This is a genomic window from Bacillus sp. X1(2014) (genome assembly GCF_007678255.1).
Genome location: NZ_VEED01000002.1, coordinates 198,330 through 212,029 on the forward strand (window position 1 = coordinate 198,330; position 13,700 = coordinate 212,029).

A 13,700-nucleotide genomic window follows, 5' to 3' on the forward strand; every position below is an offset into this window, starting at 1 on the left:
TATGAATAATTTTCAAAATTGTCACCTACTTTGTAAAAATAATTATTATTTGTGTGTTGGAAACTGGACCTTAATCTAAAAAAAGGAAAAAGAACCATTTTTATTCAAGGAAGTATCTGGAACGTTTTTCATTTAAAACCACAACAACCCTTATGGACAAGATTCCATAAGGGTTTATTCTTGAAAATTTTTGTATTTAAGGAGACCCAACTGTAAACTGCTGCCATTCCGGCGGCAGGAGTTGTTGATATTGACGTTGTAAGAATCGATCATCCATCAACACGATCGTTCCAAGGTCCTCTTCTGAACGAATTAACCTTCCCCCAGCTTGTAGTACCTTGTTCATGCCAGGATACACATAGGCATAGTCATAACCATTTTTGTTTTGTTGATTAAAATGATCTCTAATGAGATTCCGTTCAAAACATAGTTGCGGCAAACCTACACCGATAACCACAACCCCATTTAAGCGATCGCCAATCAAATCAACACCCTCCGAAAAAATCCCTCCAAGGACAGCGAATCCTAGTAATGTTTCCGGTTGATTCGGTTTAAAGGCATCCAAAAAGGCTTCTCTTTCCGGTTCAGTCATCCCAGCTGCTTGAATGATTGTTTTCGTTTCTTCATCCTGTAGCTTGAATTGCTCATAAACAGCTAATAAATACTGATAGGACGGGAAAAAGATAAAATAATTCCCAGGACGCTTTTTTATCAATGATTGAATTCCTGCTACGATTAATTCCTTCGTCTGTTCTCGATCACGGTAGCGAGTGGACAATGGATGAATATAGACATCGACCTGATCACTTGAAAATGGTGATGGGATGGATAGCACATAATCATTCTCCTGCCCTCCAAGCAGATCATGATAAAAGTTTAAAGGCGAAAGTGTTGCTGAAAAGAAGATCTTCGATCGATATCCCTTCCCCATTTTATGAAGAAGCTTAGAAGGATCAATGCAAAAAAGCTTAACAATGAGATCATTTTTTACTTTTTCTACGTAAATGACATAATGTTCATCAAGAAACTCATTGATTTTCAAAAAATTATTGACAATAAAGTACGCTTCCAAAAGAGTTGGTGAAGTTTCTGTAGAGATCACTTGTTCGGTAGTTTCTACAAATTGTACCAGGTAATCAAGCAATTCCTCCTCCAAATGATCAAGCGTGAACTCATGTTTATCTGGATTTTCTTTTTTGAGTGCTAGAAACCAGGCATTTAGCTTACTGGCAGCGTCAAACAGGGATTTATTTACACCTTTAAATTCCTTTTTCAATTGTAGAAAAACCTCTTTGTTTAGGAAGGATGAAAACATCTCCCGACCGCGGTCGACAAGATTGTGGGCCTCGTCAACCAATAGGGCAGTAGACTTCTTTTGCTCTTCCAACAAACGCTTTAAGAAGACGCGTGGGTCAAATACATAATTGTAATCGCAGATGATGCTATCGACAACATAGGCAAGGTCAAGCGAAAATTCAAAGGGGCAGACTGTGTGTTTTTTGGCGTAAATTTCGCTTATTTCTCGAGTCATGCCCGTTTCATTAGATAAGATATCCAGTATCGCATCATTGATTCGGTCATAATAACCATTAGCAAATTCACAATAATCCTTTTGACAATTGGTCTCTTCCTTAAAACAAACTTTATCTTTAGCTGTTATCGTTACAGTGCTCATACAAAGACCGCAAGATCGCATCTTCTTAAAAGCCTCTTCGGCAGCTGTACGGGTAATCGTTTTAGCCGTAAGATAGAAAACTTTGTCCAAATGCCCTTCTCCTATGGCTTTTACGGCTGGAAAAAGTGTCGAGATTGTTTTTCCTATGCCGGTTGGCGCTTTCGCAAACAGATTTTTCTTATCAAAAATCGACTTATAGACCGCCCCAGCTAATTTCCGCTGACCCTCACGGTAGGATTCAAATGGGAAGGAAAGCTCTTTACAGCTCAGATTTCGCTGTCTCCGATGGTTGGATAGAAGGTTTGCATACGGGGAATAGTCCTCCATTACATTTTCTAGAAAGACCTCAAGTTCTGTGATATAGTATCTTTTTTGGTAAAATATCTTCTCCAGTGTATCAACGTGGACATAAGTAAGCTGAACAGTGATTTCCTGTAAATCATTGTCCTTTGCATACATAAAAGCATACAGTTTCGCTTGTGCCCAGTGCACGGGATAGCCGCCTTGCTGAATCTGCTCCGAGACTTGCGAAAAGGATTTAATTTCATCGATTACCACACCATCATCTCGAAACAACAATCCATCACACCTGCCATCTATTGTGAAGGAAAGTCCTCCTGCCTTTACATCTGCACGGAGATATACCTCTTTCTGATCGAATTCTCCATACGTTTTCTGGATCATTTGATGTATCCTTGTTCCATCTTGCAGTGTGGATAATGATCGGAAACGTGAATCAATACTTCCACTCCTATAAACATGTTCCACGAGCGTTCTTACGGATATTTGAATAGCGTCTGCCATTAATTCACCAACTTATCTAAAATAAGAATATATGTTCGCCTTTATTATATCAGTTTTTCCTCTTCTTTGGATAGTTTCCATCCATCAATAAAAAAACAGGTAAAGGCGAATCAACATCCTTACCTGTTTTCTATTAGAATCATTAGGATCGAATTTGTCCCGTTCCACGAACAATCGCTTTCGTTGTTGTTAACGCACGGAGTCCCATTGGTCCGCGGGCATGAAGCTTTTGCGTACTAATGCCAATTTCTGCCCCATAACCAAACTGCTCGCCATCGGTAAATCGAGTGGATGCATTATGATATAATACCGCTGCATCAACTGCCTGGAAGAACAAACGAACATTGTCAACATTTTCACTGATGATGGCCTCGGAATGTTTCGTTCCATACAAATCAATATGATTAATCGCTGCCTTTACATCATTCACCAGTTTTACCGCCAAAATCGGTGCTAAAAATTCATTTTTCCAATCTTCTTCCGTGGCCTGCTTTACAAAGGGATAGGCAGCTGTTAAAACTTCATCCCCACGCAGTTCCACTCCCCGGTCATGAAGTGAATATAATAATTTTTCTGCATATGGCCATTTTTCGTTAATTAGCACGGTTTCCGCTGCATTACATACGGATGGCCGGTGTAATTTTGCATTGATCGCGATGTCGATGGCCATATTTTCTTTAGCGGTTTCATCAATGAACACATGACAATTACCTACACCTGTCTCCAAAACTGGAACTGTCGCATTTTGAACAACCGATTGAATTAACCCTGCTCCACCGCGAGGAATAAGAACATCGAGGTATTCATTCAATTTAAACATTTCAGCGGCTGTTTCCCTGCTCGTGTCCTCCAAGAGCTGAACAGCATCAGCAGGAATGGCCGTTTCTGCAAGTGCCTTCTGCATTGCATAAACAAGCGCTTTATTGGAATGGATTGCCGAAGTGCTTCCTCTTAAAAGAACGGCGTTTCCAGCTTTTAAGCACAGACTACCTGCATCAACGGTAACATTAGGGCGCGCTTCATACACCATTCCAATGACCCCAAGCGGAACTCGAATCGTTTCGATTTGTAACCCATTCGGACGCTCCCATGATTCAATCGTTTCGCCAATTGGATCCTTCAAATCTACCAACTGTCGTACTCCATCGACAATCTGTTCAATTCTTTCATCCGTTAAAAGCAGCCGATCCAAAAGTGATTCTGAGAATCCATTTTCTTTTCCTGCTTTAATATCCTTAGCGTTTTCGGCGATTAGCCACTCTTTCTCTGTCAATAAATGATCCGCCATCTTTAATAACGCTGCATTTTTGTCATCAGTTGACAACATGCCCAATTGTTTAGTGGCATTTTTTAATTTGCTGGCTTTTACTAATAATTCACTCATTCATTTTCACTCCTTTGGCATTGTAACCCAATTATCACGATGAATCACTTCTGCTTTTTTATTAATCGAATAATCTTTGGATTGTTCACTTGGCAAGCCTTTTACTTTTTGTAGATTCTTAGAAGAATAGTAGCTTTGTCCTTTCCCGACGATTCTCCCTTTTTGATTGCGGACCACGACCACATCTAAGGCATTAAAGTCTCCTATTACATTCGTCACTCCAACAGGCAGTAGACTTTTACCTTGAAACAACACTGCATTCACTGCCCCATCATCAATCTCGATGACCCCGCCGACCTGTGAATGGTAGGCGATCCACTGCTTTCTCATTTGCATTTGCGTTTGGAAAGGGCCGCCAATGTACGTCCCATCTCCTTTACCAGCTAAAATATCAACCAGTTTTTCCTTTCCCTTACCTGTTCCAACAAAGACACTGACACCAAGGGAAAGAGCTTTTTTTGAAGCTAGTAATTTTGACTTCATTCCGCCCGTTCCTACTGAAGAGCCGGCTTCTCCGGCAACTCCAAGGAGGTTTTCAGATATTTCAGGAATAAAATGATATTTCTTAGCTTCCTTAGACGTTTTTGGATTGCCATCATATAAACCATTCACATCAGTTAAGATCATCAGTGCATTGGCATGTAAAAAGCCACTTACGAGAGCAGACAACATATCATTGTCACCGAAAGTTAATTCTTCAATTGCCACCGAGTCATTTTCATTAATAATCGGAATCACTCCTTTTTGGAGTAACTCCTGAATCGTATTAAAGAGGTTATGAAAACGGACCTGGCTATAAAAGTCTTCACGTGTTAATAGGATTTGGGCCGGTACGATACTAAACTCGTTAAACAACTGAATATATTGTTGCATCAGAAGCCCTTGACCAACAGCTGCCGCTGCTTGTTTCCCAGAAACAGTTTTGGGACGGGTGGGATAACCAAGAGAACCGAATCCCGCTGCTACAGCTCCAGATGATATAAGTAGAACATCATGGCCCTGTTCTTTTAAAAAAGCAAGTGCCTCAACATGGTCACGTATTTTTTTTTCAGAAATTGTTCCTGAGGCATTCGTAAGTGAACTGCTCCCAATTTTTACAACCACCAACTGTTTTTTCATTTCCCTCTAACCCTTCTTTTAAAATAGACTGTGTAAAACTTGTCTGTTGATTTCCGTTCCAGGCACTTCAATCAACAGAGTGCCAAAATAAAGATTAACATTTAACACAGCCTTAAAATAAAAAAAACGACTCTTCTGTCCTTATAAAAAGGACGGAAAGTCGTTTCCGCGGTACCACCTTTATTGATGCCATGCACCCACTTTGGACCCGTAACGAGGGTGACGGCTTATGTTTGCATAAGCAGTGTATGTGAGGGCAGGTTCAAACTTTTTTCCGTGAGAAACCTTTCAGCCGGTGGGTTTCACTCTCTAACACGTTCCAAAGATTTACTAATCCCAAACTGTTTTTCGATTTATAATTTCTTTGATTATCCTCAGAAAATGCTAAAAAGTCAATAGAATAGTTCAAATTTTAAAAAAAAGCTAACCGAACATTATCCGGATAGCTCAAATGACAATCTTATTTATTGATTTGTTTATACCAGGTTGCTGCCGCGTCGACTTCACTATAGCTCAATTGGTGTCCATTATGCTCCCAGTGAAGATGGACTTTGGCATTTGCATTTTCCAACATCTTTTCTAGGTCTCCAGATTCCAGAGGCGAACAAATCGGATCATTGGTTCCTGCACCAATAAAGACGTTTACCCCTGATAAATCAGGCAATTCAATCCCTCTTAAAGGCACCATTGGATGATGGAGAATAGCTCCTTTTATGGCATCTTGGTAATGGAACAACAAACTCGCGGCGATATTCGCACCATTGGAATATCCAATTGCAATCACATTCTTTTGATCAAATTCATAAGTTTGTGAGGCTTCGTCTAGGAATTCATACAATTCTTTTGTACGAAATATAAGATCCTCCTCATCAAAAATACCTTCAGCTAATCTTCGGAAAAAACGCGGCATCCCATTTTCAAGAACATTTCCACGTACACTTAAAAAAGAAGCATCCTCATCAATTTTACCTGCAAGTGGAATTAAATCTAATTCAGTTCCGCCCGTCCCATGCAGCAATAAAAATGTTGGTTTGGCTGCGTCTTTCCCTTTTTGAAAAATATGCTTCATTATGTTTGTCCCCTTTCTTCAAACAAAAAAGTCCCTTATAGTATTGTTAGAAACTTGGTCATTTCCTAATCGTAAAAGTTTATTTAATCTCTTTATTTCAATTATCTCGAATATGAGATAATGGTAATATTAAATAAATGCCCCGTCAATTTTTTTGAATTATAGTATAAAAAACAAAAGCACCCATCGGATGCTTTACTTTCTAAAACCCCTATGTTAGGACGATTTTCAACAAAATCCCAAAAGTAATTCCAAGAAACATAGAAGTTAGTGTTCCCAATAAAAAATATTCTGCCCAGTCCCTGTCATCCATTTGTTTAAAGCGGGCAATCGATTTGGCGGCGACAATAAATCCAATCGCTGGATAGGCACTATAAAATGTTAACAATAATACTAGTAATCTCTCAATATAGCCAATTAGTTTTCCTCGTGAAAGATCATGCTTACTGAAAACTGTATAATGGTATTCTTCTGTTAATCCTTTTTTACCCCTACGGATAAATTCAGCTTCATTTCGTTCATTTTTAAATGAATATTTCCCCTCGAAGGTCAATAATTGATTGGGCAGGGAACCGAGGAGAATCTTGATCATATGTCCGCTTACCGTTGTTGTTAGGATAACAATGATAATAAAAAACAGAACAGAATCAAGAAAACTTAATCCTCCTTTCTGTTGAACGATCCGTTCAATGTCAAACTGAAAGCAAAACATACATGTGAAAAGAATCACACCTAGGTGCAAGACCTGATCTAAAACAAAGTAACCGAGCCGTTTCATGTTTTCTTCGTTCGTCATTTTCAATTTATCAAGCAAAATAATCTTTAACCAATCCACAATTAGGTGTGATGCCACAATACCAATCAAAGGGATGAACAGGTATTTAAGGATATTCTCAAAATTATAGGAGAGAATCCAGAATCCAATTAAAACAAAACCAGTCGTGAAAAGATGGTGGCTTACATGTTTCCTTAAATTTTTTCTTTTTTTAATGACCATGTCATCTGTTTGTAAATAAAAATCAGCAATAAAGTGGGCAAGGACTAGACTGAAAAATAACATGGTTTCTCCTCTCTCTATAGGCTGTAACTTAAGTATCAATAAGTGTGTTTAAGATCGTCTGCAAATGTGTCCGGATGCTTGTTGTAAGGTTTTCATTTGAAATTGCTGGATAAACAGCACTTTCCGGATAAGCTTTTTCTTGTAATGAATGTAGTATACTAATTACTTTGGAAAATGTATCTAAGATTTCTTCACTATTTCCCTTCTTAAAATGGCTTGAGATCGTCGGGGCCGTTCTGCCAAGAATCTTTGCAATCGCTTTTTGCTGTTTTAATATAAGGAAGAGGGTACATACGATTTCCTGAATATTCGTTTGATTCTGAATGAATTTCAACTGCAAATGTAATAATGCATTAATCAGTGTCTCAAATTCATTTCTGAACTGGTGGTACGGTAATGAATCATTTGCTTCGTTTGGATAGAACTGATCCAATTCGAACTTAAAAAGCATTCTGTTTTTTTCTTGTTTAATTAAATCATTTGCATACCTTGCTTGTTTGACCAATGGATGGATCCATTTTTCCAGATCCACTTCCTTCACTTCTTTGTCAATATCCCCAAAGGCCAAGCCGAAATAAGGCATATGTTCCTTGTATTTCCACACCCTGCTTACAAAAAAAGCAATCGTATACGCTGTTGAATATCCAGGGCCAACAAAAATAATTTCATCTCCCGCACGATGCTTTATTTGGATTGGACCAAAATTCTTTGTCCAACAAGTAATCCAGTCCACCACTTCATCCAAATAAACAGTAAGTTTCTCCCCCATATTTTGGGTGGAAGAATTACTTACATCAAGAATAAAAATCGATATCGGAACATTCATTCATTATCCCCTTTAAATAAAATAATTAGATTATATAATCTAATTTTAATTAAGTTAGATTATATTGTCAAACTACTTTATGATTAGATCATTTAGCAAAACTTTACCTTGCTTTCTCACGATGCAATTACTCCAGTGTTTGGAACTGTCCTAATAAATACTCACTTACTTTCTCCGAATGCAGCCTAACCGCAATATAAGGGGGACGGACTCCTCTTGCAGCCTCTAATGGCAAACCCAGCCATAACAACTGAGCATCGACGATGATGAATGGAAACGGCAAGCTAATATTCATTAACTGATTGGGTTGCAGTTCTTCCCACGATTCCCTCGCGAAAACCCTTAATTTTACAGTCTGGCTCCTTTTTTGCAGTTGTTCCTTCCATTGTTCAGAAAGGACTGTTTGGTCTGGTAAAGAAAGAATGATTGACTTTTTTGCTGATTGGAGGTCCCTGAATACTTTCTCTAAATTACGTGCATGCATCCACTGTAATCTTGGTTGCTGATTTTTTATCCATTTACCAATATCCTTGGTTCCGATTGTTTGCTGCTTACGCCCTTGATGTTCCACTAGCTGTCTTAGTGTTTTACCATTATACACATGTTTTCGAATAAACGATTGGTCGCTGACATGTATGAACTTTCCTTTTGTTCGGGTAATGGCCACATTGATCAATCGTTCACTATCCTTACCTGTGAGAAGCATACCTGCCCGTGTCTGCGGTTCACTTTCCACCGTGTCAAAGATCATGACATCACGTTCACTGCCTTGAAATCTGTGAACGGTCGCAGCAATAATATCGGCGGTTGATCGTTCCTTTTCATATAAGTCTGCAAGCAGTATCTCCATTAAATTTGCTTGCGCCCGGTATGGTGTTACATAACCAATTGAACGAGCCCCAGCCACGTACGACTCATGAATTAATTGAAAGGACAATAATACATGCCATATATTCATGCGTGAATTCGATGCCTTTTCTGTCATGCCATATACCCCTGAGTGACTTGTATCAAGAAGAACAGAGGCCTTTCCTTTAAAGGGTGTAAGATCGACGATTGGTTTTCTACTATTTATAACACTTTCATGATCGCCGACAAGCGAGTGGTAAATATACTGATTCGTGAAGGAGGAGATATCCGGATGCATTCTCCGTTGCTCTTTTAATAAAAAAAGGTGGGGATGCAGCATTCCATCGCGAACCCAATCGACCACACCAGCGCGATGGAAGATATCTTCTTTTAACCACAAGTTGACTAGTGGATCCCGAGAGGAGGCGATCGGCGGTAACTGTTTAAAATCACCACAAATAATCACTCGCTTTCCGAGCGTCGCAGCAAAAGCAGCTTGAGGGACATATGCCATACTGGCTTCATCCAGGATGACAAGGTCAAATTCTTTTTCATAAATTGCTGCATCACCCGCCGCTTTGGCAAGTGTTGACCCCACGATGTACGCATCCTTAATAAATTCAAGCTCTTTTTGGCGGATTTTTTCAAGAACTCTGGCAATTTTACTTTCTAGTTCAAGTAACTGATTCGTGTCTCTTTTGCTAAAAGAATGGGCGATATCTTGCTTTAAGTTCCGTCTTTCCGCTAATAACATTTCCTTCTCTTCTGCTAGCCGAGGATCTTCTTTCTGAAGGAGTTGACTAGTGGTAACTGCTTCATGATCGGCAAGCTGTTCGCCTGTATTGAACCCATAGCGGAGCACATCCCCCTCACGAAAACGGCCTTTTTTTTGAATGAAGGCTGATATCTCATGAATGAGGACATCAACCGCTTGATTACTATGTGATAAAATTAACACTTTCTTTTCCTGGAAATACTTATTTGCAGCTACTCGGGCCAAAGTATAGGTTTTCCCTGTTCCAGGAGGGCCCCAAACGAAGGTAACAGGATTGTATTTGGAACGTAAAACAAGTTCATGAACATTGCTTTTACTTTTTTCAACTGGATGCTTAGCAGGCATGGAGGGGTCCATCAATCTTTTCACTCGGATTCGTTTTTGCTTATTTTTTTTCATTTCGTCCAGACGTTCAATGAGCTGTTCGAGTAATTCCCATGGATCATGAAAAAGCTGTGCTTCGTGAATTAAATCACCAAATGATTGTTCCATGGCAAGCATAACTCCCTTCCCTTCAGAAGAAAGTACTCGACCGCTCTGTTTCATGCTTCCCCACTCTAGGCGAACCTGAGAACCAATGGGAATTCGGATAGATATTGCCGTATCAAAATAATAAGTATAGGAACCTTCGGTGGATAGCAGCCTTCCATTGGAAACAAGAAATTTATTGCTGCCATATTTTTTTAAATGGAGGATTTCATTCTGTAACGATTTCTGCCATTCTTTAATAAAATTTATAACCTTCATTAGAATAATCCCTTCTAGATGCATATCCTTAATAAAAAGGCTGTTTTATAGGTTAATGTTGATTTTAGCACTCTGTTGACCTTCGTTCCAGGCACGAAGACTCCTGCGGAAGTAGAGGACAGGGGAGACCTCGCAGGAGCACAGCGACGAGGAGGCACCCCGGTACGCCCGCGAACCGCTCGTACCTGGAATGGAAATCAACAGACAAGATTAATACAGCCAATAAAAAGGAAAATTTGTGCTGATTCCAAATATTATACATTAATTAGATATGGAGGGATATTTCTAATGAGTAATTTAGATTTCTTAGAAATAAGCCGGAATTTTAAGAGTTATTATCAAGCCTTACGGGATGCCCATTATTATTTAAGGCATGATCCTGATTTAAGCCAGGAAGAATTACAGGCAGTTACAAAGGTATTGAGCAAATTAATTTATGGATTTATTCGGATTAAAGGGGTTTCTTTCCGAGAAATGGACCGCGAGCAATTCAAACAAGAATTTAATCTATTTCACCAGGATTTTCTAAATGTCATTCAAAACAGCGGAGAAAATAATGTAGAATTCGAGCAATTCGCTGATCTAATTGATGAAATAATTGGTATTGCAGTAAAACGAACAATTGCTCTTGGAAAAATAGAGAAAGTAAAACAACAATCTTTATTTGAAAATGTTGAAATTGATGAAGTAACTGATGATATAGAATTAGATGAAATAAATGATGGGATAGAATTAGATGAAATAAATGATGATGTTGTAATGAATTTAAGTAGTGAAGATGAAAATAATGATGCTGTTGAGGAAATGGTTGATGATATGATTGAAGAAATTGAAGTAATTGATGAAACACAAGAGACAGTAGCTGAAGTTCGACCAATAAATACTACTTTGAGAACTTTTAGCACTGATTTCGGGGCTCTAAAAAATGAATTTCAAGATGAAACTATTACTAATGAAGGTAGAACTTTTAGTACTGATGCAGAAACTCTAAGTAATGAAGTTGAAGTTATCTTATATGAAATTGTAAATGCTGAGGAAGATCAACCAGAACCGATTAATGAAATGATAGTTGCAGATGCGGTAAATGAGGCTGAGGAAGCCATTGAGGCCCCTAAAAAAGTGAAATATAGATATATTGATGCTGCTCCAGTTATGAATAATTATCAGGAATATGAAAGTAGTGACAATTTCCGTTTTAGACCTCGGAGGAGAAGAAATAGATAACCCCCTAAAAAAGACCAAATTGGTCTTTTTTTATTAATTAAAAAATCGCCAAAAGGCGATTTTGAATTGGTATTAGATTGAAACGTTACCAATGGAGAAGGAGCAATTCAAGACATCAGAAATTTTCGCTAACGTGGAAACCTGAACATCGAGTTCGCCTTCTTCTATCGCTGCAATCGTTCCGGCAGATAATCCTGAAAGCAAAGCTAATTTTTCTATTTCAATTTCACGATTTAATCTCATTTTCTTAAGTTGATGTCCAATATGGTTCATAGTAAGCCTCCTCATTATGTAAGCGATTTCATTTTGCTGATTTTATTATATTAAACTACTTAAATATTTTCAACACTTTTAATAGTAGAAGAAAAAAGAAATCAGAGTATTCCAAGTAACAATTATAGCAACTTGAAATACTCAAATTTCAACATAGCCACTGGATAAATATCCTTTTAATAACCAGTACCTTGGCCGCCCGTAATAATCGCAATACTTGAACTTGCACCAATTCTTGTTGCGCCGGCTTGGATTAGCTTTCTTGCAGTATCTAAATCTCTCACGCAGGCAGATGCTTTAACACCCAAGTCTGGACCAACGGCTTCACGCATAAGCTTAATGTCTTCAGCTGTTGCACAGCCAGGACCAAATCCTGTTGATGTTTTCACGAAGGCAGCTCCAGCCATTTTTGCGAGAATACAAGCTTTTTTCTTTTCTTCAATTTCAAGAAGGCTCGTTTCTATAATGACTTTTACTGGTGCATGACCATTCGCCGCTAACACAACACCTTCAATGTCTTTTTTCACTGTCTCGAAGTCGCCAGATTTTAGGGCGCCAATATTTATAACCATGTCGATTTCAGTGGCGCCATTTGCGATCGCGTCACGCGTTTCTGCACTCTTAACAAATGTGCTAGTTGCTCCAAGTGGAAATCCGACAACGGTGGTAATTCCAACTCCAGATCCTTTTAACTCTTTGGCAGCTGTTGCAACCCAGTAAGGATTCACACAAACAGTGGCAAATTTATGTTCTTTTGCTTCCTCACAGAGCTTTACAATTTGGTCTTTGGATGCTTCAGGCTTTAAAAGTGTATGATCAATCATCCGAGCCACTGATGGGCCTGTAATAATATTTGAAGATGATCCTTCTTTGTAAGTCACGTTTCCAGAAGCAGCAGGCTTAACTTCTTTCAACGCTTCTTTATTGGTTAATTGCTGCATAATTTGATTCGTAATTTGTTCTACCAATGCTTCAATTTGCATCGTTCTCACCTCACATTATTATAATCGATCAACAATTCCGGCAATGACGGCATCAAAAGAACCGTTTGGGTCTTCTAAGATGTCTCTTGCCGATCCACCTTCTTCAAGGATCAGGACATAATCACCAACCCCTGCTGAAAAACGATCGAAGGCAATCATCGCATCCCCAAATTCCTTGCCAGATGCGTCCACAGGGATAACAACCATGAGCTTTTTATTTTGATGACTCGGTGTTTTAACCGTTGATACGACATTTCCAACCACTTTTGCTAATTTCATTATTTTGCAACAGGAAGAATTTTCTCGATGTCTGAATGTGGTCTTGGAATCACGTGAACAGATAAGAATTCTCCGACACGCTGTGCTGCATCCGCACCTGCTTCAGTTGCTGCCTTAACCGCACCAACGTCACCGCGAACCATGACACAAACTAAACCGCCGCCAACATTTACTTTACCAAGTAAAGTAACATTTGCTGCTTTTGTCATGGCGTCTGCTGCTTCAATTGCTCCTACTAAACCTTTAGTTTCGATCATTCCTAATGCGTTGCTCATTATATTTCCTCCATTCGATTAGTCACATTATAGTAGTCGATGATTCCTAAGATTCCAGCATCTGATGGAACCAAATCTTTTTTAAGTGGTAAGGATGATTCCCTGCTTTTTGCTAAGTAAACAAGATCTCCTTCTCCTGATTGTCCAATCGTATCTATAGCCACAAGTGGTTTACCTTTATCTTTTAATTGATCATCTACTGGTTGGACAATCAGGAGCTTTAAACCTACTAAATTCTCATTTTTATGTGTACAGACCATATTTCCAATCACTTTGGCTACAAACATTTGACAAACCTGCCTTCTTTTATATAAATCTCTGAGTTAGACTCTCCTATTTTCTATCTAAACTGTTTAAG

At 38.8% G+C, this 13,700-nt stretch carries 13 protein-coding genes; 1 reads left to right on the forward strand and 12 read right to left on the reverse strand.

The window, feature by feature from the left end; genetic code table 11:
- Positions 1-196: 196 nt before the first annotated feature.
- From FS608_RS04930 to FS608_RS04960, 7 genes are all read right to left on the reverse strand, one after another.
- Positions 197-2,479, reverse strand: a complete 2,283-nt coding sequence (locus FS608_RS04930) for an ATP-dependent DNA helicase (protein ID WP_144548155.1) — start codon at positions 2,477-2,479, stop codon at positions 197-199.
- 142 nt (positions 2,480-2,621) lie between these two features.
- Positions 2,622-3,863 (reverse strand): glutamate-5-semialdehyde dehydrogenase, encoded by a 1,242-nt coding sequence (locus FS608_RS04935; protein ID WP_144548156.1) that lies wholly within the window; start codon positions 3,861-3,863, stop codon positions 2,622-2,624.
- Positions 3,864-3,869: 6 nt separating this feature from the next.
- On the reverse strand, positions 3,870-4,982 hold the full coding sequence (gene proB / locus FS608_RS04940) for a glutamate 5-kinase (protein WP_144548157.1): 1,113 nt from the start codon (positions 4,980-4,982) through the stop codon (positions 3,870-3,872).
- A 460-nt stretch (positions 4,983-5,442) separates the two neighbouring features.
- A complete protein-coding gene (locus tag FS608_RS04945) occupies positions 5,443-6,051 on the reverse strand; it encodes an alpha/beta hydrolase (protein ID WP_144548158.1) in 609 nt (202 codons plus the stop codon).
- A gap of 211 nt (positions 6,052-6,262) precedes the next feature.
- Positions 6,263-7,111, reverse strand: a complete 849-nt coding sequence (locus tag FS608_RS04950; RefSeq protein ID WP_144548159.1) for a DUF3307 domain-containing protein — start codon at positions 7,109-7,111, stop codon at positions 6,263-6,265.
- 28 nt (positions 7,112-7,139) lie between these two features.
- Positions 7,140-7,937, reverse strand: coding sequence for a sigma-70 RNA polymerase sigma factor region 4 domain-containing protein (locus FS608_RS04955; protein WP_144548160.1), 798 nt, complete (start codon positions 7,935-7,937; stop codon positions 7,140-7,142).
- A gap of 127 nt (positions 7,938-8,064) precedes the next feature.
- Entirely contained in the window at positions 8,065-10,308 is a 2,244-nt protein-coding gene (locus FS608_RS04960; protein WP_144548161.1) for an AAA domain-containing protein, read from the reverse strand.
- 288 nt (positions 10,309-10,596) lie between these two features.
- Here FS608_RS04960 and FS608_RS04965 point away from each other — a divergent pair, with 288 nt between their 5' ends.
- A complete protein-coding gene (locus tag FS608_RS04965; RefSeq protein WP_144548162.1) occupies positions 10,597-11,532 on the forward strand; it encodes a hypothetical protein in 936 nt (311 codons plus the stop codon).
- Between the two features lie 72 nt (positions 11,533-11,604).
- Here FS608_RS04965 and FS608_RS04970 read toward each other — a convergent pair whose 3' ends face one another.
- From FS608_RS04970 to FS608_RS04990, 5 genes are all read right to left on the reverse strand, one after another.
- Positions 11,605-11,805 (reverse strand): helix-turn-helix domain-containing protein, encoded by a 201-nt coding sequence (locus FS608_RS04970; RefSeq protein ID WP_186328611.1) that lies wholly within the window; start codon positions 11,803-11,805, stop codon positions 11,605-11,607.
- 176 nt (positions 11,806-11,981) lie between these two features.
- Positions 11,982-12,629, reverse strand: a complete 648-nt coding sequence (gene deoC, locus FS608_RS04975; RefSeq protein ID WP_260871610.1) for a deoxyribose-phosphate aldolase — start codon at positions 12,627-12,629, stop codon at positions 11,982-11,984.
- Between the two features lie 177 nt (positions 12,630-12,806).
- Positions 12,807-13,067: a EutN/CcmL family microcompartment protein gene (locus tag FS608_RS04980; RefSeq protein ID WP_144548164.1), complete on the reverse strand. Its 261-nt coding sequence runs from the start codon at positions 13,065-13,067 to the stop codon at positions 12,807-12,809.
- Positions 13,067-13,342 (reverse strand): BMC domain-containing protein, encoded by a 276-nt coding sequence (locus FS608_RS04985; RefSeq protein WP_026567441.1) that lies wholly within the window; start codon positions 13,340-13,342, stop codon positions 13,067-13,069. The genes FS608_RS04980 and FS608_RS04985 overlap by 1 nt, the downstream gene beginning before the upstream one ends.
- Positions 13,342-13,629, reverse strand: coding sequence for a EutN/CcmL family microcompartment protein (locus tag FS608_RS04990; protein WP_144548165.1), 288 nt, complete (start codon positions 13,627-13,629; stop codon positions 13,342-13,344). The genes FS608_RS04985 and FS608_RS04990 overlap by 1 nt, the downstream gene beginning before the upstream one ends.
- Between the last annotated feature and the right edge of the window lie 71 nt (positions 13,630-13,700).

Excerpts from the sequence above, each read along its gene's own strand:
- FS608_RS04930 (WP_144548155.1), bottom strand. The coding sequence starts at position 2,479 with ATGGCAGACGCTATTCAAATATCCGTAAGAACGCTCGTGGAACATGTT.
- FS608_RS04935 (WP_144548156.1), bottom strand. The coding sequence starts at position 3,863 with ATGAGTGAATTATTAGTAAAAGCCAGCAAATTAAAAAATGCCACTAAA.
- proB (WP_144548157.1), bottom strand. The coding sequence starts at position 4,982 with ATGAAAAAACAGTTGGTGGTTGTAAAAATTGGGAGCAGTTCACTTACG.
- FS608_RS04945 (WP_144548158.1), bottom strand. The coding sequence starts at position 6,051 with ATGAAGCATATTTTTCAAAAAGGGAAAGACGCAGCCAAACCAACATTT.
- FS608_RS04950 (WP_144548159.1), bottom strand. The coding sequence starts at position 7,111 with ATGTTATTTTTCAGTCTAGTCCTTGCCCACTTTATTGCTGATTTTTAT.
- FS608_RS04955 (WP_144548160.1), bottom strand. The coding sequence starts at position 7,937 with ATGAATGTTCCGATATCGATTTTTATTCTTGATGTAAGTAATTCTTCC.
- FS608_RS04960 (WP_144548161.1), bottom strand. The coding sequence starts at position 10,308 with ATGAAGGTTATAAATTTTATTAAAGAATGGCAGAAATCGTTACAGAAT.
- FS608_RS04965 (WP_144548162.1), top strand. The coding sequence starts at position 10,597 with ATGAGTAATTTAGATTTCTTAGAAATAAGCCGGAATTTTAAGAGTTAT.
- FS608_RS04970 (WP_186328611.1), bottom strand. The coding sequence starts at position 11,805 with ATGAACCATATTGGACATCAACTTAAGAAAATGAGATTAAATCGTGAA.
- deoC (WP_260871610.1), bottom strand. The coding sequence starts at position 12,629 with ATGATTGATCATACACTTTTAAAGCCTGAAGCATCCAAAGACCAAATT.
- FS608_RS04980 (WP_144548164.1), bottom strand. The coding sequence starts at position 13,067 with ATGAAATTAGCAAAAGTGGTTGGAAATGTCGTATCAACGGTTAAAACA.
- FS608_RS04985 (WP_026567441.1), bottom strand. The coding sequence starts at position 13,342 with ATGAGCAACGCATTAGGAATGATCGAAACTAAAGGTTTAGTAGGAGCA.
- FS608_RS04990 (WP_144548165.1), bottom strand. The coding sequence starts at position 13,629 with ATGTTTGTAGCCAAAGTGATTGGAAATATGGTCTGTACACATAAAAAT.